This is a genomic window from Variovorax sp. CF313, from assembly GCF_000282635.1.
Taxonomy (GTDB): Bacteria; Pseudomonadota; Gammaproteobacteria; order Burkholderiales; family Burkholderiaceae_C; genus Variovorax.
In genome coordinates this window covers 1-18,791 of record NZ_AKIW01000018.1, presented here as the reverse complement: position 1 = coordinate 18,791, position 18,791 = coordinate 1, and the positions used below count along the sequence as shown (strand labels likewise).

Annotated in this window: 20 protein-coding genes; 7 read left to right on the top strand and 13 right to left on the bottom strand. The window is 69.1% G+C overall.

Going from position 1 to position 18,791, the window contains the following annotated elements; translation table 11 throughout:
* Positions 1-90: 90 nt before the first annotated feature.
* Both queA and tgt read left to right on the top strand, forming a co-directional pair.
* Entirely contained in the window at positions 91-1,134 is a 1,044-nt protein-coding gene (gene queA / locus PMI12_RS05710; protein ID WP_009124763.1) for a tRNA preQ1(34) S-adenosylmethionine ribosyltransferase-isomerase QueA, read from the top strand.
* Positions 1,135-1,139: 5 nt separating this feature from the next.
* Positions 1,140-2,312, top strand: a complete 1,173-nt coding sequence (gene tgt, locus PMI12_RS05705; RefSeq protein WP_009124762.1) for a tRNA guanosine(34) transglycosylase Tgt — start codon at positions 1,140-1,142, stop codon at positions 2,310-2,312.
* 9 nt (positions 2,313-2,321) lie between these two features.
* On the opposite strand, the gene PMI12_RS05700 is transcribed toward tgt, so the two are convergent.
* Positions 2,322-2,687 (bottom strand): hypothetical protein, encoded by a 366-nt coding sequence (locus tag PMI12_RS05700; protein ID WP_009124761.1) that lies wholly within the window; start codon positions 2,685-2,687, stop codon positions 2,322-2,324.
* 137 nt (positions 2,688-2,824) lie between these two features.
* Here PMI12_RS05700 and PMI12_RS05695 point away from each other — a divergent pair, with 137 nt between their 5' ends.
* Positions 2,825-3,601 (top strand): SDR family NAD(P)-dependent oxidoreductase, encoded by a 777-nt coding sequence (locus tag PMI12_RS05695; protein ID WP_009124760.1) that lies wholly within the window; start codon positions 2,825-2,827, stop codon positions 3,599-3,601.
* Positions 3,602-3,733: 132 nt separating this feature from the next.
* Here the strand turns inward: PMI12_RS05695 and PMI12_RS05690 are convergent, their stop codons facing one another.
* The 7 genes from PMI12_RS05690 to PMI12_RS05660 form a co-directional block, all read right to left on the bottom strand.
* Positions 3,734-4,111, bottom strand: a complete 378-nt coding sequence (locus PMI12_RS05690; RefSeq protein WP_009124759.1) for a DUF3597 domain-containing protein — start codon at positions 4,109-4,111, stop codon at positions 3,734-3,736.
* A 92-nt stretch (positions 4,112-4,203) separates the two neighbouring features.
* Positions 4,204-5,319 (bottom strand): K+ transporter, encoded by a 1,116-nt coding sequence (locus tag PMI12_RS05685; RefSeq protein WP_009124758.1) that lies wholly within the window; start codon positions 5,317-5,319, stop codon positions 4,204-4,206.
* Positions 5,320-5,337: 18 nt separating this feature from the next.
* On the bottom strand, positions 5,338-6,129 hold the full coding sequence (locus PMI12_RS05680) for a DUF2145 domain-containing protein (RefSeq protein ID WP_009124755.1): 792 nt from the start codon (positions 6,127-6,129) through the stop codon (positions 5,338-5,340).
* Positions 6,126-6,584 carry a hypothetical protein gene (locus PMI12_RS05675; RefSeq protein WP_009124753.1) on the bottom strand — a complete coding sequence of 153 codons (459 nt, stop codon included), beginning with the start codon at positions 6,582-6,584 and terminating at the stop codon, positions 6,126-6,128. Before PMI12_RS05675 ends, PMI12_RS05680 begins: the two co-directional genes overlap by 4 nt.
* A 27-nt stretch (positions 6,585-6,611) precedes the next feature.
* Positions 6,612-7,118 (bottom strand): YiaA/YiaB family inner membrane protein, encoded by a 507-nt coding sequence (locus PMI12_RS05670; protein ID WP_009124752.1) that lies wholly within the window; start codon positions 7,116-7,118, stop codon positions 6,612-6,614.
* Between the two features lie 150 nt (positions 7,119-7,268).
* Positions 7,269-9,224 (bottom strand): MFS transporter, encoded by a 1,956-nt coding sequence (locus PMI12_RS05665; protein ID WP_009124745.1) that lies wholly within the window; start codon positions 9,222-9,224, stop codon positions 7,269-7,271.
* A 14-nt stretch (positions 9,225-9,238) separates the two neighbouring features.
* Positions 9,239-10,102 (bottom strand): hypothetical protein, encoded by an 864-nt coding sequence (locus PMI12_RS05660; protein ID WP_009124744.1) that lies wholly within the window; start codon positions 10,100-10,102, stop codon positions 9,239-9,241.
* A 146-nt stretch (positions 10,103-10,248) separates the two neighbouring features.
* On the opposite strand from PMI12_RS05660, the gene PMI12_RS05655 reads away from it, so the two are divergent.
* A complete protein-coding gene (locus PMI12_RS05655; RefSeq protein WP_009124743.1) occupies positions 10,249-10,983 on the top strand; it encodes a helix-turn-helix domain-containing protein in 735 nt (244 codons plus the stop codon).
* Between the two features lie 105 nt (positions 10,984-11,088).
* On the opposite strand, the gene pyrF is transcribed toward PMI12_RS05655, so the two are convergent.
* From pyrF to PMI12_RS05630, 5 genes are all read right to left on the bottom strand, one after another.
* The gene (pyrF, locus tag PMI12_RS05650; protein WP_009124742.1) at positions 11,089-11,910 is read right to left on the bottom strand and encodes an orotidine-5'-phosphate decarboxylase; all 822 of its coding nucleotides are present in this window, start codon (positions 11,908-11,910) and stop codon (positions 11,089-11,091) included.
* Positions 11,911-12,025: 115 nt separating this feature from the next.
* Positions 12,026-12,811, bottom strand: coding sequence for a uracil-DNA glycosylase family protein (locus tag PMI12_RS05645; RefSeq protein ID WP_009124741.1), 786 nt, complete (start codon positions 12,809-12,811; stop codon positions 12,026-12,028).
* Entirely contained in the window at positions 12,808-13,350 is a 543-nt protein-coding gene (rimI, locus tag PMI12_RS05640; protein ID WP_009124740.1) for a ribosomal protein S18-alanine N-acetyltransferase, read from the bottom strand. Before rimI ends, PMI12_RS05645 begins: the two co-directional genes overlap by 4 nt.
* A 4-nt stretch (positions 13,351-13,354) precedes the next feature.
* Positions 13,355-14,065 carry a tRNA (adenosine(37)-N6)-threonylcarbamoyltransferase complex dimerization subunit type 1 TsaB gene (tsaB, locus tag PMI12_RS05635; protein ID WP_009124728.1) on the bottom strand — a complete coding sequence of 237 codons (711 nt, stop codon included), beginning with the start codon at positions 14,063-14,065 and terminating at the stop codon, positions 13,355-13,357.
* Between the two features lie 34 nt (positions 14,066-14,099).
* Complete coding sequence (locus PMI12_RS05630; RefSeq protein WP_009124721.1) at positions 14,100-14,867, bottom strand: DeoR/GlpR family DNA-binding transcription regulator; 768 nt, start codon at positions 14,865-14,867, stop codon at positions 14,100-14,102.
* Positions 14,868-14,946: 79 nt separating this feature from the next.
* Between PMI12_RS05630 and PMI12_RS05625 the strand changes: the two genes are divergently transcribed.
* The 3 genes from PMI12_RS05625 (at position 14,947) to PMI12_RS05615 (ending at position 18,696) form a co-directional block, all read left to right on the top strand.
* Positions 14,947-15,534, top strand: coding sequence for a TrgB like protein (locus tag PMI12_RS05625; RefSeq protein WP_009124720.1), 588 nt, complete (start codon positions 14,947-14,949; stop codon positions 15,532-15,534).
* A gap of 7 nt (positions 15,535-15,541) precedes the next feature.
* The gene (dacB, locus tag PMI12_RS05620; RefSeq protein WP_009124718.1) at positions 15,542-16,963 is read left to right on the top strand and encodes a D-alanyl-D-alanine carboxypeptidase/D-alanyl-D-alanine endopeptidase; all 1,422 of its coding nucleotides are present in this window, start codon (positions 15,542-15,544) and stop codon (positions 16,961-16,963) included.
* A 170-nt stretch (positions 16,964-17,133) separates the two neighbouring features.
* Positions 17,134-18,696: an alpha/beta hydrolase family protein gene (locus PMI12_RS05615; RefSeq protein WP_042672909.1), complete on the top strand. Its 1,563-nt coding sequence runs from the start codon at positions 17,134-17,136 to the stop codon at positions 18,694-18,696.
* Positions 18,697-18,791: the final 95 nt, after the last annotated feature.

The following is an 18,791-nucleotide window of genomic DNA, read 5'->3' as shown; positions in this document are numbered from 1 at the left end:
GTGATTCCAGCCCATGGGACAATCGCCCGCTTCCTGCATCCTTCTCTTCCCATGCCTCCTTGGCACGGGCCCGTCCGGCCCTCAAGCACCATGCGCGCCTTCACGCTTTCCGATTTCGATTTCGCCTTGCCGCCCGAGCTGGTGGCGCAACACCCGGCCACCGAACGCACCGCCTCCCGCCTGCTCGACGGCACGGGGCCCGCGCCAGTCGACCGCATCTTCAAACACCTGCCTTCGCTGCTGCGCGCGGGCGACCTGCTCGTCTTCAACGACACGCGCGTGGTCAAGGCGCGCCTGTTCGGCGAGAAGCCGACCGGCGGCAAGCTCGAGCTGCTGGTCGAGCGCGTGCTGCAGGGCCACGAGGTGGTCGCCCATATGAAGGTCAGCAAGAAGCCGCCCGTGGGCACCACGCTCGAGATGGTCGGCGGCTTTCGCGCCACGCTGCTGGGCCGCTGGCCGGACGAAGACGGCGCGCTGTTCCGCTTCGGCTTCGAGAGCGACGCGGGCGAAGACCCGTACGCGCTGATGGCCCGCTGCGGCCACGTGCCGCTGCCGCCCTACATCACGCACACCGATTCGGCCGACGACGAGAGCCGCTACCAAACCGTGTTCGCACGCGTGCCCGGCGCGGTGGCCGCGCCCACCGCCGCACTGCATTTCGACGAGGCACTGCTGGCCGAGCTCGATGCGCACGGCGTGCAGCGCGCCAGCGTCACGCTGCACGTGGGCGCCGGCACCTTCCAGCCGGTGAAGACCGAGAACATCGCCGAACACACGATGCACGCCGAGCGTTATGAGGTGCCCGAGGCCACGCAGCGCGCGATTGCCGAATGCAAGGCACGCGGCGGCCGTGTCGTTGCGGTCGGCACGACCACGGTGCGCACGCTCGAATCGTGGGCCAAGAGCGGCGAAGCCACGGGCGACACGCGCATCTTCATCACGCCGGGCTTCGTGTTCGAACACGTCGACTTGCTGGTGACGAACTTCCACTTGCCGAAGAGCACGCTGATGATGCTGGTCTCGGCCTTCGCGGGCTACGAGCACGTGATGGCGCTGTATGCCCATGCCATCGCCAACGGCTACCGCTTCTTCAGCTATGGCGACGCCATGCTGCTCGCGCGACAAACGGACTGAACGACATGCTGAACTTCGAACTCCTCAAGACCGACCCCGACAGCCACGCGCGCCGCGCCACGCTCACGCTCAACCACGGCAAGGTGCAGACGCCGATCTTCATGCCCGTGGGCACCTACGGCACCGTCAAGGGCGTGATGCCGCGCAGCCTCGAGGAGATGGGCGCGCAGATCATCCTGGGCAACACCTTCCACCTGTGGATGCGCCCCGGCCTGGACGTGATGGCGAACTTCGGCGGGCTGCACCAGTTCGAGAAGTGGGACAAGCCCATCCTCACCGACTCGGGCGGCTTCCAGGTGTGGTCGCTGGGCGCGATGCGCAAGATCAGCGAGGAAGGCGTGAAGTTCGCCTCGCCCGTCAACGGCGACAAGCTGTTCCTCACGCCCGAGGTCTCGATGCAGATCCAGACCATCCTGAACAGCGACATCGTGATGCAGTTCGACGAGTGCACGCCCTATGACACCAAGGGCCATATCACGACGGAGGCCGAGGCGCGCATCTCGATGGAGCTGAGCCTGCGCTGGGCCAGGCGCTGCCAGAGCGAATTCGCACGGCTGGAGAACCCGAACGCGCTGTTCGGCATCGTGCAGGGCGGCATGTTCGAGAACCTGCGCGAGGAGTCGCTCGCCGCGCTGGTCGACATGGACTTCCCGGGCTACGCCATCGGCGGCGTGAGCGTGGGCGAGCCCAAGGAAGAGATGCTGCACATCATGGGCCACACGCCGCACCGGCTGCCCGCGAACAAGCCGCGCTACCTGATGGGCGTGGGCACGCCCGAGGACCTGGTGCAGGGCGTGGCCGATGGCGTGGACATGTTCGACTGCGTGATGCCCACGCGCAATGCGCGCAACGGCACGCTGTTCACGCGCTTCGGCGACCTGAAGATGCGCAACGCACGCCACAAGAGCGATCCGCAGCCCATCGACCCCAGCTGCACCTGCCATGCGTGCGCCGGCACCTCGGGCGTTTCGTGGAACGACGGCGGACGCGAGGGCTTCAGCCGCGCCTACCTGCATCACCTCGACCGCTGCGGCGAAATGCTCGGGCCGATGCTCACGACCATCCACAACCTGCACTACTACCTGAACCTGATGCGCGAGATCCGCGCGTCGCTCGACGCGGGCTCGTTCACCGAGTTCCGCGCGCGCTTCAAGTCGGAGCGGGCACGAGGCGTCTGAGGCCTCTTCTTACTTCGGGGCCTGGATGGGCAGCGGGGTGGCGTAGGGCTCGATACGCAGCGCCTCGTTCTTGAAGACCACGATCTGCCTGAGCGGCGCCTGCACCAGCGCGCCGCCCGAGTCCTTGTGCGAGGCGTGCTGCCACAGCGTGAGCTGGCCCTTGGCGGCCAGCTGCGCGGCCAGCCGCTCCACGGCGGGGCCGGAGCCCGCGCCGAGCAGCGCCGCGTCGGCGCCCACGATCACCTCGTCGCGCGGCGAGACCACCTTGAAGAGCTGCACGGGCGCCGGCGCCTGTGCGCGCACGGAACGCACCGCCAGGGCGGCGGGAAGAAGCGCGAGCGCCAGGACGGCGCGGCGGGGCAAGGTGTTCGTCATGGGGCAGGAGCGTAGCCACGCCCGTCGGCGCTGCCCATTCGCCGGAAGCCATACGCCGACCGGCAACCCCGGGCTCGCCGGGGGCCCGCTCATCCGCTACGCTTGCCTTCCGTTTCCACTGCTGTTGCCGCATTCCCATGACCAACGCATCTTCTCCCTACACCGCCCGCTATCCGTCGCTGGCCGGGCGCACCGTGTTCATTTCCGGCGGCGCCAGCGGCATCGGCGAATCGCTGGTGCGGGCCTTTCACGCACAGGGCGCGAAGGTCGGCTTCTGCGACCTCGACACCGCCGCCGGCAACGCGCTCGCGGCGCAGCTGCAAGGCGAGCACCCTGCGCTGTTCCAGGCCTGCGACGTGACCGACACGGCCGCGCTCGGCGCCACCATCGACGCGGTGCGCCAACGCTTCGGCCCGATCGCCGTGCTGCTGAACAACGCAGCCAACGACCGCCGCCACGAGATGGCCGACGTGACCAGCGAGGACTTCGACCGCCTCGTGGCCGTCAACTTCAAGCACCAGTTCTTTGCCGCGCAGGCAGTGGCGGACGACATGCGTGCGCTGGGCGGCGGATCGATCATCAACTTCGGCTCGATCAGCTGGATGATCAAGGGCCGGGGCTATCCGGTGTACCAGGCCTGCAAGGCGGCGGCGCGCGGCCTCACGCGTTCGCTGGCGCGCGACCTGGGCAAGCAGAACATCCGCGTGAATTCGATCGTGCCGGGCTGGGTGATGACCGAACGGCAGATCAAGTTGTGGGTGAAGCCCGAATCGGGCGCGGAGATCGATGCGGCCCAGTGCCTGCCGGGCCGCGTGATGGCGGAAGACATCGCGGCAATGGCGCTGTTCCTCGCGGCCGACGATTCGCGCATGTGCACCGCACAGGACTACGTGGTGGATGCGGGCTGGACCTGAAACAGGCTCGCCCCCAGGCTTCGCGCACTTCGTGTCGCTTCGCCAACCCCCTACCGGGGGCAACACCTGCGGCCCGGCGAAGCCGGTTCCGCGGTGTTTCTGGAAAAAGAAAATTCCCGGGTACCGATCTTCTTAGTCGCGCAGTTCGGCTGGCAGCGTGCCGCCATTGGCGGCGATGCGGCTCATCACCTGCTTGTGCAGGCCGATGTTCCATTCGGCCGAACCCGGCTCGCCATCGCTGTAGAGAATTTCGCTGGCCAGTTCCTTGCGCGCGGCGAGGCTGCTGTCCAGGCCCAGCAACTTGAGCAGGTCGACGATCGAGGTGCGCCAGTTCAGGCCGGCGGCACCAGGCATCGCGTCCAGGACGGCGGGCACGTCGCCCAGCGGGATCGCAGGCGGCGGTGCGGCAGCGGCCGGCGCGCCCGGTGCAGCCGCCGGCGGTGCGGCGACGACTTCAGCGGCGTTGGCCGACGGAAAAATCTTGGAAAAAATCTTGCCGAAAATGCTCATGGGTGTACTCCGTCAATGTGAATGGGAAAACCCGCGGCACGGCGTTGCGTGCCGCAGCCCTGGGGTTGTAGCACGCCCGTGCGGCGGTTCCGCTACGTGGCCGGCAGAACCGGGGCACCCGGCGTGACCGATTGCGCAGTGCCGGTCACAGGTGTGTGCGGCGACTGCGTCTGCGCGCCCGCCGAGGTTCCGCAGGCATGGCAGAACTTGGAGAACGCGCTCTTGCGCGTCTCGCACTGGCCGCAGTGGTCGAACAGGCCGATGCCGCAGTGCGGGCAGAAGTCGATCTCGTTGTTCTTCAGGTCGACCGGCCGTTCGCAGCCGGGGCATACGCTCTTGCCCAGGCGCGCCAGGGCGACGTCGTAGCTCAGCTCCTCGCGGCGCACCTGGTCGGGCTGCTGCTCGGCGAGTTTCTGGCGCGCCAGGTAGCGGTTGAGCGCGATGATCGCGTAGCGACCCACCAGCACGGTGAGCAGGATGCCCACCACGTAGCGCACATAGCCGCCGTAGCTCGGCAGGTAGGGCACCAGCTCGACGAAGAAGGCGAACAGCGCGAAGAAGATGAAGCCCCACACGAACGGCCACCAGGTGCTCTTGCGCTTCTTCACGAAGAGCCAGCCGGCCACGACGAGCAGCGGCAGCGTGAGCGCCAGCCGGTAGGCGAATACGCGCAGTTCGATGCGGCGGTACTCGGCGTCGAGCTTGAGCTGCGCGTCGCGCTCCAGCACCGACAGCGCTTCGGAGGCGCGCTGCTCGGCCTGGCGCGCGTCGAGCGCGATCTTCTGCTGGGCGTTGACCTTGCGCTGCAGCTCCTCCTCCTTCTGCTTGAAGGCGTCGAGCGCCTTGGTGCGCGCGATGAGCTCGGTGTCCTGATCGGGCTGCGCGGTGGCGCGCCGCGTGGAGATCCAGTTGCCGAAGGTCTCGCGCGCATTGGCGCTGGCCTGCTGCGCGGCGTTGAGCTGCAGGCGGATCTGGTCGAGGTCGCGCGCGGCCTGCAGCTCGGCGGCTTCCGAGGCCTTGACGGTGGCGCGCAGCGGCTCGGCCGCCGGCTTGTCGATGAAGTCGTCGATGCCGCGCACGCGCTCGACCTGGGGCAGGTCGCTCACGACGGTGCTGCCGAGCCCGATGAGGAAGCTCGCGAACACCAGCGCCACCAGCCAGAGGCCGCGGCGGAACCATTTTTCGGAAAGGCGCAAGGATTTGCTCATGTTGTTTTCTCCACGTTCTTATTGAAGCTTCAAGGTCACCGGCGCCGCGCCGAGCCCGGCACGCGGCAACCATGCGAACACAGAATCGACCGTCACGGTCTCGATGCGATCCGAGAAGCGCTTGTCGTTCGGATGGTCGTCGAAGGCCACGTTGGCCGAGCCTACGCGCCCGCCCAGCCGGGTGAGCGGGCCGAGCTTCAGCACGGTCGGCTCGTAGCCTTTGAACTGCAACCAGGCCTGCGCCTGCGCGCGGCTGCCGATGGTGGCGGGCTCCATGGCGGCGGCCAGCGTCTCGACGGCCCACTGGTTCGACTGCTGGTACTTCTGGCCCCAGGCGTAACTCACGATGCTGTAGGGCGCGGTGTGCAGCCGCACGATGCGCGCGGGCGGTTCGTTCAGCGCGGCCAGCAGCTGCGCCTGCACCTGCGGCGTGGGCACGGCCCAGGCGGCCTCGTAGCGCCACGGGTCGTCGAGAAAGAACTCGCCGAGCCCCTGGCGGTAGACGGCGGCCACTGCGGTCCCGCACTGGTTGAGCTTGTGCACCACGCGCCACGGGCCGGCATCCGTCTTGTAGGCGATGCCCAGGTGCGAGTAGCGCAGGCCGTACTTGCTCAGGTCCTGCCCCGCGCGCGCCAGGATCACGACGCGCGCGCCGCTGGCGTCGAGCGCCTGCGAGGTGCGCTCGGCCAGTTGCATGCCCTTGACGATCACTTCAGGCGTTGGCTTGACCTGCCCGCACGAGCGGCCGGCCTGCGCCTGCATCGGCAGCAAGACCGCAAGCCCGAGCAGCAGCGGCAGTGCCCGGTTCACGACAACCTCTCGTTGTGGAGCAGCGCGCGGCCGATGGCGTTGGGCACGAAGGCCAGCACCTCGCCGGAGGCCGACAGCACCACGCCGGTGCCGATCACGCTGACGAGGACGCTGGTGCCCACGGCTTTCGACACGCCGTCAGCCGCGCGGCCCGCGACCTTGATGCTGGCGCGCGCGCCGTCCGAAGCGCGTTCGAGCAGGTACACCGTGCCGTCGGCAGAGGCTTCGACCGCGATCACGGTGAGCGTCGAGCCGCCCACAGACAGCGCGGCAGGCACGGCGACCGCCGCGGTGGCCGAGGCCCCAACCGCAGAGGCGGCGACCACCACCGATGCCACAGGCATCAGCGAGAGGGCGACCGAGGCGTCGCTCTGCGCCTGGGCACGCAGGGGAGCCGAGATGCCCGCGAAGGCGGTGCAGGCGGCGACGAGAACGGCGGCAATCGACTTTTTCATGATGGGCTTTCGTTGATCGGACGCGGGTTATTCGGCAGCAGAAGCAGCAGCTTCGGCACGGGCCATGCGGCGGCCCTGCAGGCGGGCTTCGGCCATGTCGGCTTCATGGCGGTCGCGCAGCGTCTTGGCCAGCGTGAAGGCCGAGCTGATCAGGAACAGCCAGCTCACGCCCAGGAAGGCCTTGTAGGCCTCGTTGATCTCCATGCGCACGAGGCCCCAGCCGGTCAGGCCCATCGCGGTGAAGAAGCTGCCCCAGACGACCAGCTTCCACATGGGCACGTCGCGCGTCGCTTCGGCGCTGCGCTCGGCGGCCTGCTGGCTGTCGCGCACGAACTTGGCCAGCATGAAGGCGGTGCTCAGGCAGAACACGTAGCCCATCACCATGAACGCCCGGTCCAGCGCCTCCCCCGGCAGCCAGCTCAGGCCGGTGGCGCACAGGAAGACGGCGATCGCGAACGAAGCCCAGGCCTGGAACTGCCAGGCCCGCGTGTCGCGCTGGATGAAGACGGTCGTGGTCGATGAGAGGGGTTGCATGTGTGCCTCGCGGCGTAGTGAAGGTGGGCGAATGATGGTTCGCTCCCGCACCGCGGGGCTTGAATTCTTGCACCAGTTGCGGTTTTCAGCGCCGCCGGTATCTGCAACCGATACTTTCCGGCGCCTTGCGCGCCGGAAAGGAGCTGCGCCTCAGGCGGCCAGCAGGGCGCTCACACGCTGGCGCAGCGACTCGGGCTGCACTTCCACCGGCGGCACAGGACCGCCGACGTTAAGCCCCACGCGGCTGAAGAAGCCGCGGCGAAACGGCTTGGCCATGGCCACGCGCTCGCCGCCGCGCAGTTCGATGCGGCTGAAGTACGAGCCCCAGAGATTGGTCAGCGCCATCGGGATCACCGGCGGCTCGATGCCCTGGGCGCGCGCGCCTTCAAGGATCTTCATCACGCCGCCCTTGAACGGCTGCAGCTCGCCGTCGCGCGTGATCGCGCCCTCGGGGAAGATCGCGAGCAGATCGCCCTCGCGCAGCACGCCGATCGCCTTGGCAAAAGCCGCTTCGTAGGCCGCGAGGTCTTCCTTCTGCGGCGCGATCGGAATGGCCTTGGCCAGCTTGAACAGCCAGCCCAGCACCGGCACCTTGAAGATGCGGTGGTCCATGATGAAGCGGATCGGCCGCGGGCTTGCCGCCATCAGCAGCACCGCGTCTATGAAGCTCACGTGGTTGCACACCAGCACGGCCGCGCCCTCGGTGGGAATGTGCGACTCGCCCTTGATGTCGAAGCGGTAGACGAAGCGCGACAGCACCCAGGCCACGAAGCGCAGCAGGTACTCGGGCACCAGCATGAAGATGTAGAACGCCACCACCGCGTTGGCGATGCCGGTGAACAAAAAGATCTGCGGAATGGTGAAGCCCGCGCCCAGCAGCGCGCCCGCGATGACCGAGCTGCCGATCATGAACAGTGCATTGAGGATGTTGTTCGCCGCGATGATGCGCGCGCGGTGCGTGGGCTGGCTGCGCAACTGGATCAGCGCGTACATCGGCACGCTGTAGAGGCCCGCGAACAGCGACAGCAGCGCCAGGTCGGCCATCACGCGCCAGTGGGCGCCCTGGCGCACGAAGGCGCCGATGCCCATCTCGGGCACGGCCGGCAGGCCGCGCGACGCAAAGTAAAGGTCGACGGCGAACACGCTCATGCCGATGGCGCCCAGCGGCACCAGGCCGATTTCCACCTGCCGGCGGCTCAGCGTCTCGCACAGCAGCGAGCCGACGCCGATGCCCACCGAGAACACCACCAGCAGCAGCGAGGCCACCTGCTCGTCGCCGTGCAGCACTTCCTTCGCGAAGCTCGGGAACTGGCTCAGGAACACCGCCCCGAAGAACCACATCCACGAGATGCCCAGCAGCGAGCGGAACACCACCACGTTCTGGTTCGCGAGCTTGAGGTTGCGCCAGGTTTCGCTGATCGGGTTCCAATTGATGACCAGCCCCGGGTCGGTGGCCGGCGCCTTTGGTATGGCCTGCGCCACGCCCCGGCCGACCAGCGCCAGCAGCACGCAACCCACGGCCACGCTCATGTGGCCGATCTGCGGCACCGCCACCAGCAGCCCGCCCGCCACCTGCCCGAGCAGGATCGCGACGAAGGTGCCCATCTCGACCATGCCATTGCCGCCCGTGAGTTCGCGCGCGTCGAGCACCTGCGGCAGGTAGGCGAACTTGACCGGCCCGAACAGCGTGGAGTGCAGGCCCATGAGGAACACGCAGCCCAGCAACACCACCGCGTCGGCCCGCACGAAGCCCCAGGCCGCGAGCACCATGATCGCAATCTCGAGGTTCTTGACGAAGCGGATCATCTTCGTCTTGTCGAACTTGTCGGTGAGCTGGCCGGCCGTGGCAGAGAACAGCAGGAACGGCAGGATGAACAGCGCGCCGATCACCAGCCCCGCCATGGCCGGCGGCATCCAGCCCAGCTGCAGCTGGTAGGTCACCATGACGGTGAAGGCGAACTTGAACAGGTTGTCGTTCGCCGCACCCGCGAACTGGGTCCAGAAGAAAGGCGCGAAGCGCCGCTGCTTGAGGAGGGCGAACTGGTTGGCGTGGGCGTTCGCTTCGTGGGCCACGGGTGTGGCTGCGGCAGCGGCGGGATTTGTCATTCGAAGAGTGCTCCTCAGGCGGCCACGGCGGCGGCGCCCGGATTGTGCCGTAGTGCGGCTTCCCAGCGCATTTCGAGCTTGTGGAGCGCGAGCACCACGGGCAGCCCGGCGAGCGAGGCCGTCAGATGCTTCAGCGTATGGCCCGAAACCGTGTGCCGCGTGAATTCATAAATCTGGTGGTCGGCCAGTTCGAGAGCCTTGGCCAGCACGTAGAAGAAGATGACCCAGCCCAGCTTCAGCCCGACCGACTTGCGCATCGGCGTGGCCAGCGCCAGCGTCACCACCAGCGCCATGCCGCCGAACTGCACCAGCGCCCAGGGCATGACGTTGCCGGTCTCCTGGAACACCTCGGCCGAGAGCAGGCCGGCCGTCAGCGCGAACCAGGCGGCGGGCCAGCCGGCGCGCTGGCTCACCCGCTCGCAGACCGCCACGCCGATCAGCCCGGCGAAGGCCACCGCCATGCCGGCGCGGTCCGCGGCGAGCCGGGGGGCGTCGGGCACGAGGTGGAAGAAGGCCGAGCCCGCGGCGGTGGCGATCAGGCCGGCGAAGAAGAGCCAGGCGCAGTCGAGCGTGTTGTCCGGCGGATCGCTGGCGGGCGGGGCCAGCGGGAACTGCGACAGCGCCTCCTGGTGCGAGCGGTCGATGCGGTTGAGCCGGTACAGGCCCCACAGGCCGATCACGACGAAGGGGATGTTGCTCAGCACGTCCATGGCGTTGGGCAGTCCGTGCCAGGCGCGGTTGTCGGCGAACACCGAGGCGATGGCAACCTCGGCGGCGGGCAGCGCGGGGCCGAAGAAGGCGACCAGAGTGAGCAGCGCGAAAGTGAAAAGCAATCCGCGTTCGCGGCGGCTGAGTCGGCTGGCAAGAGACAGGAGCATGGCGGTCCTCGGTGGGTGGGTCGGTACGGGCCGCAAATTTAGGCGCGGGCCGCTCCACAGGCATCGAGAATCGATACGAGGCACTAATTCACTCCTACCGGTATCTCCAATTGATACTTGCAGGCGCCCGTGTACGCTTCCGGGCCATGAGCACCACCGTCGATCTCGTCCAAGCCCTCAAGAACGAACTCAAGAGCGCCCGCATGACCTACGCCGACCTGGCGCGGTCGCTCGACATGGCCGAATCCAGCGTCAAGCGGATGCTGGCCAAGAGCGACATGCCGTTGTCGCGCGTGGACGCCATCTGCCGCGCGCTGAAGATCGACTTCGCCGAACTGGCGCGCCGCGTGGCCGACGCCCAGCCGCTGCTGAAGGAGCTGACGCACGAGCAGGAAAAGGCCGTGGTCAGGGACAAGAAGCTGCTGCTGGTGGCCATCAGCGTGCTGAGCCAGTGGACGCTGGAGCAGATCGTGGCCGCCTACCGCGTGAGCGAGGCCGAATGCATCGGCTTCCTGGCCCAGCTGGACCGCATCGGCATCATCGAGCTGCGCCCGCTCAACCGGTATCGCCTGAAGCTCGCCAAGACCTTCCGCTGGCGGCCGCATGGCCCAGTGATGGAGTTCTTCCGCGAGAACGTGGTGCTCGACTACTACAAGGGCGGCTTCGACGGCCCGGCCGAGGGCCTGCTGCTGGTGCACGGCCAGATCAGCCGCTCGCTGGCGCCGGCCTTCCTGGAACGCCTGCAGCGCGTGGCGCAGGACTTCGCCCAGCAGCACCAGACCGACCAGAAGCTGGCCGCCAAGGACCGCGAGGGCTACACGCTGCTGCTGGGGATGCGGAACTGGGAGTTCGAAGCCTTTACCCGCCTCCGCCGAGCCTGAGGCTCAATCCAGGAACACCGAGGAACCGGCTTTGCCGGGCCTCAGGTGTTGCCCCCGGTAGGGGGTTGGCGAAGCGACACGAAGTGCGCGGCCTGGGGGCGAGCCTTACTTGGCGGCTTCGAGCGTGTCGCGCATCGTGCGCGCGGCGCTCTTCGCCGCATCGGCGAAGTCATCGCCCGACGACGCGTAGATGATCGCCCGCGACGAGTTCACGATGATCGGCGCATCGGCGCGCCAGCCGGCGCGCACGGTGGCGACCGCATCGCCGCCCTGGGCGCCGACGCCCGGAATCAGCAGCGGCACGGTTGGCGCGAGTTCGCGCACACGCTCGATTTCCGCCGGGTAGGTCGCGCCTACCACCAGTCCGAGTTGGCCGTTGAGGTTCCACGGGCCTTGCGCCAGGCGAGCAACGTGTTCGTACAGGAAGGGCTGCCCCTCGACATCCGCCAGCCGCTGGCCCTGCAGGTCGGAACCGCCGGGGTTGCTGGTGCGGCACAGCAGGAACGCGCCCTTGCCCTCGTGCTTGAGATACGGCGCCACCGAGTCGAAGCCCATGAAGGGCGACAGCGTCACCGCATCGGCGCCGTAGCGCTCGAAGGCCTCCAGGGCGTACTGCTCGGCGGTGGAGCCGATGTCGCCGCGCTTGGCGTCGAGGATCACGGGCACGTGGGGCGCATTGCGGCGCATGTGCTCCATCAGCTGCTCGAGCTGGGCTTCGGCGCGGTGCGCCGCGAAGTAGGCGATCTGCGGCTTGAAGGCGATGACCAGGTCGGCCGTCGCGTCGACGATGCGGGCGCAGAAGTCATAGATGCGGCTGGCGTCGCCCTTGAGATGCCCCGGGAACTTGGCCGGCTCCGGATCGAGCCCCACGCAGAGCAAGGAACCGTTTTTTTGCTGTGCGGCGGCCAGCTTGTCGAGGAAAGTCATGGGGTCCGATTTTAAGGATGCCAGGAAACACGCCCCCGGTTCGAGCGTGAAACACCGCGGAACCGGTTTTCCCGGGGCCGCTGGTGTTGCCCCTGCAAGGGGCTGGCGAAGCGGGTCAACCCTGTTCAGCGGCCAGGCAGAGGTCGGCCCAGGCGCGTGCCTTGTCGGCGGGATTGCGCAGCAGGTAGGCGGGGTGGTAGGTCGCCACCACCGATGCGCCGCCGGCGGAAGCCAGCGGCACGGCACGGCCGCGCAGCTTGCCCAGCGGGTCGCCGCTGCGCATCAGGCTTTGCGCGGCCAGCGGGCCCATTGCCAGCACGATGCGCGGTGCGAGCGCCGCGGCATGCTCGTCGAAGGCCTCGTCCATGGCGCGCGGGCTGCCGGGCTGGCCGGCGGCCACGCCGCGGTGGGTGCGCATGAGGTGCACGGGGGTCTTGCCGTCGTGCAGCTTCAGCGCACGCAGCATGTTGTCGAGCAGGCGGCCGGCGTCGCCCGCAAAGGGTTCGCCGTGGCGGCCGTCGGCCTCGGGCGGCATGTCGGCCACGACCAGCCAGCCGCCCTGCGTCGATTCGGCGCCGGCGTCGGCATAGAGACGGCAGGGCGCCTCTACCAGCACGGCGGCGCCTCCGGACAGTGGCGCAGCGGCCGGGCGAACGACCGGTGCGGGGGGCGGCACGGGTGCCGCGACGGACCGGGCCGCGGGCGGCGGCGGTGCGGCCACCGGCATTTCAGCCTGCACGCGCTCGCGGACGACCGCCGCCACCTCTTCGGTGGCTGCTGCGGAAGCCGTTCCAGGCGCCGCCTCGGCGGCCTCGGGCACCGGCCACCAGACCTTCACGCCCATCTCGTCGAGCATCGCGCGCTGGCGGGCGTCGAGCTTCAATGTCTGCACCGCGCTCATCGCAAGGCTCCCCAGGCGCTGCCTGTTTCATTCAAGCGCAGGCTCATGACGACCGCGTCCTCGCGCTTGCCGTCGTGCGCCGGGTAGTAGCCCTTGCGTACGCCGACGCTGCGAAAACCGTTGCGCAGGTAGATGTCGAGAGCGCGCTGGTTGCTGCGGCGCACTTCGAGCCAGAGCCACTGCGCGCCCTCGGCCCGCGACCAGCCGCCCAATGCCTCGAGCATGAGCGGCGCCCAGCCCTGGCGCTGGAAGGCCGGCGCCACGGTGATGTTCAGCAGGTGCACTTCATCGACGCCCTTCATGGCGACGAAGTAGCCGATCAGCGTCTCGCCCAGTTGGGTGAGCGGCGAGCTCACGCCGGGTGCCATGCCGGGCGCCAGCAGGCACTGGCAGTGGTAGCCCACGGCCATGGAGTCGGTGAAGTTGGCGCGCGTCCACGGATGGCTGTAGGCCGTCTGCTCGACCGCGCAGACGGCATCGATCCGCTCGACGGTGAGCGGTTCGAGGCGGGCTTCGACGGGCTGGAGGACGGCACTCATGCGATCAATGGGCTGCGGCTGCGGCCGCCTTGATGGCGGCGCGCTCTTCGGTGGTTTGCGCCACTTTATCGCGAACATAGAGCGGCCAGGCCTGTGCCGCCGGCACGGTGCGCCCGGCCGCGAGCAGCGCGGGGGCGAGCCGCAGCATCGCGGTGGCGCTCGGCAGCGCGTCGTGGCGGGCGGCGGCCGGGGCCAGGCGCGGGCCGTAGGCGGCGAAGGCGTTGCCGGCGAGCGCCCAGCCGGCGGGCACTTCAAGTGCCTCGGGCGACAGCAGCAGGGGCTCGTCGTTTCCGCCAAGCGGGCCGTCGGCCTCGAAGTCGTAGCGCGCGGCGTAAAGCTGGTCCATGCGCGCATCGAGCACGGCGACCACCTGCTTCGCGCCGAAGGCGTGGCGCGCTTCTTCGGCCACGGCGAGCAGCGTGTCGACCGGCAGCAGCGGCACGTTGGCGCCGAAGGCCAGCCCCTGCGCCACGGAGCAGGCGGTGCGCAGGCCGGTGAAAGAGCCGGGGCCCCGGCCGAAGACGATGGCATCGAGTTCGCCCAGCGCGAGCCCGGCTTCGCCCAGCAGTTGCTGGATCAGCGGCAGCAGGGTGGTCGATGCTTGCGCGCCGCCCACGCCGTTGTGGGCGTGCAGCGTGTCGCCGTGCAGCACGGCCACCGACAGGTGCTCGGTGCTGGTGTCGAAGGCGAGCAGCTTGGGCAAGGCGAGGGGCATCCGCCGATTATCGAGGGGCGGCCAATTCCCGGGCTCACGCGCCGGTATCGCTGCGCAGAATCGCCAGCCCCGCCTTGCGCAGCGGCGCCAGCGCCCGGGCCGGCACGTCCGGCGACACCAGCAGGCTGGTGGCCGAGGCCACCGGGTTGACCACCCACGCCGAAGCCGCCCCGATCTTTTCGGACGAGGCCAGCACCACCGTCTCGGCCGCCGACGCCATCAGCGCGCGCTTGATCTCGGCCTCTTCCAGGTCGCCCGTGGTCAGCCCCGCCTCGGCGTGCACGCCGGTGACACCCATGAAGTACGTGTCGGCATGGATGCGCGCAATGGCCGCCATTGCCGCCGAGCCGACCGCCACCACCGAATGCTTGAAGAGGCGCCCGCCGATCAGCACCACCTCGATGCCGGCATGCGCCACCAGCTCGACGGCCACCGACGGGCTGTGCGTGACCACGGTGGCCTGCAGGCTCGCCGGCAGGTGGCGCGCGAGCTGCACGGCGGTGGTGCCGCCGTCGATGAACACCACCTGCCCCGGCTTCACGAGGCGCGCGGCCGCGCGGCCGATGGCCACCTTTTCGTCGGGCGCGAGCTGCTGGCGCCGCGCGAAGTCGGCTTCGGCCGCCGCGACCGGCAACGCACCGCCGTGCACGCGCTGCAGCAAACCTTCGGCCGCCAGCTCGCGCAGGTCGCGGCGGATGGTGTCTTCCGACAGGCCGAGTTCGTCGCTGAGCGCCTTCGCGACGACGTTGCCGTCGCGCTTCAGGACCCAAAGGATGTGTTGCTTGCGCTGGCTGGTGAGCATTGCCCGATGGTACCGGCGTGGCCGATGGACTGCACGTTTTTCATTGTTTTTGCACGAATACGCACGTATGCTCGCAGCCATGACCATCCAAGACCGCGTCCGGGTGCACGAAGTCACCCTCCTTTCCGACAACTGGTACACGCTGCGCACCACCGCCTTCGACTGGCGGCGCAACGACGGCCAGTGGCAGCGCATGCACCGCGAGACCTACGACCGCGGCAACGGCGCCACGCTGCTGCCCTACAACCTCGCGCAGCGCAGCGTGCTGCTGACGCGGCAGTTCCGCTACCCGGCCTTCGTCAACGGCCACGACGGCCTGCTGATCGAAGCCGCGGCCGGCCTGCTGGACAACGCCGCGCCCGAGGAGCGCATCCGCGCGGAGGTCGAGGAAGAGCTCGGCTACCGCCTCGGCGCGGTGCAGAAGATCTTCGAGAGCTTCATGAGCCCGGGCTCGGTCACCGAGAAGCTGCACTTCTTCGTCGCGCCGTACGAGTCCTCGATGCGCATCGGCGCAGGCGGCGGGCTGGCGGAAGAGGGCGAGGACATCGAGGTGCTGGAGCTCGGCATCGACGAGGCGCTGGCCATGGTGGCCGACGGCCGCATCGCCGACGCCAAGACGGTCATGCTGCTGTACCACGCGAAGCTGCACCTGTTCCCGCCGGGATAATCGGCGGATGCCTTTTGCCTTCCGCCGCGCCGCCCTCGCACTGACCCTCGCAACGCTGGCCTCGGCCGGCGCATCCGCCCAGCAGGCCCTCCCGACCCAGGTCGACGCCGCCCTCGCCCGCGCCAAGGTGCCGCGCGAATCCGTGACCATGCTGGTGGCCGAGGCCGACGGCACACGCCCGCCGCGGCTGGCCTGGCGCACGCAGGCGCCGGTGAATCCGGCGTCGATCATGAAGCTGGTGACCACCTACGCCGCGCTGGACCTGCTCGGCGCGGCCTACAGCTGGACCACGCCGGTCTATGTCGACGGCACGGTGAACAACGGCGTGCTCAACGGCAACCTGTACATCAAGGGCCAGGGCGACCCCAAGCTGGTGCTGGAGCGCGTGTGGCTGCTGCTGCGCCACGTGCAGGGGCTGGGCATCACCACGGTGAGCGGCGACATCGTGATCGACCGCGGCGCGTTCGAGACTACGGTCGAGGGCGACCCGTCGGCCTTCGACGGCGAGCCGCTGCGGCCCTACAACGCCTCGCCCGATGCGCTGCTCGTGAACTTCAAGTCGGTCAACATGAACTTCGCGCCCGACCGCACGGGCCAGATCGCGCGCGTGAGCTACGAGCCCCCGCTCGCGAGCGTGGCGATGCCGCCGACCGTGGCGCTCGTGCCCGGCGAATGCGGCGACTGGCGCGCCGCGCTGCGGCCCGACTTCAGCGACGTGAACCGCATCCGCTTCAACGGCGGCTTTCCGGCCGCCTGCGGCGAGAAGAACTGGGCCGTGGCCTACGGCGACCCGCGCACCTACGCCATGCGGGCCATCGGCGGCATGTGGGCCGAGATGGGCGGGCGCGTAGGCGGGCAGATGCGCGAAGGGCGCGCGCCGGCGGGGCTGAAGCCGGCCTTCGAGTTCGAGTCGCCGCCGCTGGCCGAAGTGATCCGCGACATCAACAAGTACAGCAACAACGTGATGGCGCAGCAGCTGTTCCTCACGATCGGGCTCACGCAGAAGAACCGCGGCACCTTCGAGGCTTCGCGCGCGGCGCTGGGCCAGTGGTGGCGCGAGCGCATCGGCACGGGCGAGGCGCAGCCCGTGTTCGAGAACGGCTCGGGCCTGTCGCGCGACGAGCGCATCAGCGCGGCTGCGCTCGGCAAGATGCTGCAGGTGGCATGGCGTTCGCCGGTGATGCCGGAGCTGATGTCCTCGCTGCCCGCCATGGGCGTGGACGGCACGCTGAAGAAGCGCACGCTGCGCTCGGGCGGCTCGGCCCACCTGAAGACGGGCACGCTGCGCGATGCCTCCGGCGTGGCCGGCTACGTGGACGGTGCGAGCGGCCGGCGCTACGTGCTGGTGGCCATCGCCAACGGCGAGAACGCGGGGGCGGCGCGCGCCGCGTTCGACGCACTGGTCGACTGGGCCTCGCAGGACAACTGACGGCAGGTGGCGGGCCTGCGCGACCCTGCCAGGTACTGAAATCTTCTGATGGCAAATGCCGCTTGCGCGCGGCCATGGCACTGCACAGAATCGGACGGCCGTTCTATTCAGTACAAATCCAACGCAGGAGACATGCCTTGACCAAGCCACGCCCCCACTCGTTCGTCCTGATGCGCAAGACAGCCGCCTGGACGGCGCTCGCAAGCGCAACCTTGCTGCTGCTGTCCGCCTGCGGCGGCGGGGATGGTGGCGGAGTAGGCATCGGCGTTGGCTTTCCGCCGCCCGTAGCCGACACCGGCCGGGGCTCGGTGGTCACCAACCCGCCCGAGCAGACGGCCAAGCTGACCGCCGACCAGTTCAAGGCCAACCTCCAGGCCAGCGACCAGGGCAGGTCGGTGCTGCAGGTGGCCGGCGCGCCCAAGTGCGGCATCGACGTGCGCTACCTCGAATACCGCACCATCGGCGCGAAGAACGAGGCGACCAACGCCACCGCCGCGATCATGGTGCCCACGGGCACCGACGTGGGCTGCGGCGGCCAGCGGCCCGTGGTGCTCTATGCCCACGGCACCACCGCCGCCAAGGCCTACAACCTCGCCAAGTGGACCGACAGCACGCAGCCGGCCGCAGGCGAGGGCCTGATGATTGCCGCCATGTTCGCGGCGCAGGGCTACATCGTGGTGGCGCCCAACTACGCGGGCTACGACAAGTCGACGCTGCCCTACCACCCGTACCTCGACGGCGACCAGCAGGGCAAGGACATGGTCGACGCGCTCACGGCCGCGCGCAAGACCTTCTCGGGCATCGACGCGAACGACGCCGGCTCGCTGTTCATCACCGGCTACTCGCAGGGCGGCTATGTCGCGATGGCGGCGCACCGGGAGATGCAGGCGACGGGCAAGACGGTGACGGCCTCGGCACCGCTGTCGGCGCCCTCGGCCATCAGCCTGTTGTCCGACTACACCTACCTGGGCTGGCCGGCGCTGGGCTCCACGCTGTTCGTGCCGCTGCTGTCGACCAGCTGGCAGCAGCAGTTCGGCAACGTCTACAACGCCACCAGCGACATCTACGAAGCGCAGTACGCCACCGGCATCGACACCCTGCTGCCGAGCCTGACGCCCGGCACGCTGTTCTCCAGCGGCAAGCTGCCGCAGCTGGCGCTGTTCCCGGCGAATGCCACGCCGGGGCCGGTGAGCCCCTCGCTGTCGATCTTCTACGGCGCCAACAACCTGATCAAGCAGAGCTTCCTGACGCAAGCGGCCGGCGACATCCTGGCCGCGCCCTGCCCCGGCAACGCACTGCCGGCCACGGCGGCGTCGCTGAGCACGACCTCGCCGCTGGACTGCAAGCCGGCGACGGGTTTCCGCAAGGCGGCCGTCGCCAACGACCTGCGCAACTGGGTGCCGACCCGGCCGATGCTGATGTGCGGCGGCGCCAACGACCCGACGGTGAATTTCCTCAGCACCCGCGCCACCTCGGGCTACTTCCGCGCCAAGGGCGTGCCGGCCGCCGCGCTGGCAGTGGTGGACCTGGAGGATTCGGCCGCGATCGACGCCTACTCGACCGCGCGCGCCGGCTTCGCGCAGGCCAAGGACCTGCTGGCGCAGAACACGCCGGGCAGCGCGTCCGACAAGGCGCAGGCGGTCATGCTCGCGTACCACGGCACGCTGGCGCCGCCGTTCTGCCTGGCATCGGCGCGGGGCTTCTTCCAGGGCGTGCTGGCCGCCGGCGGCTGAGCAAAGGAAGAGCCGGCCCCTTCCAGGAATACCGCGGAACCGGCTTTGCCGGGCCGCAGGTATTGCTCCCTGCAGGGGGTTGGCGCAGCGACACG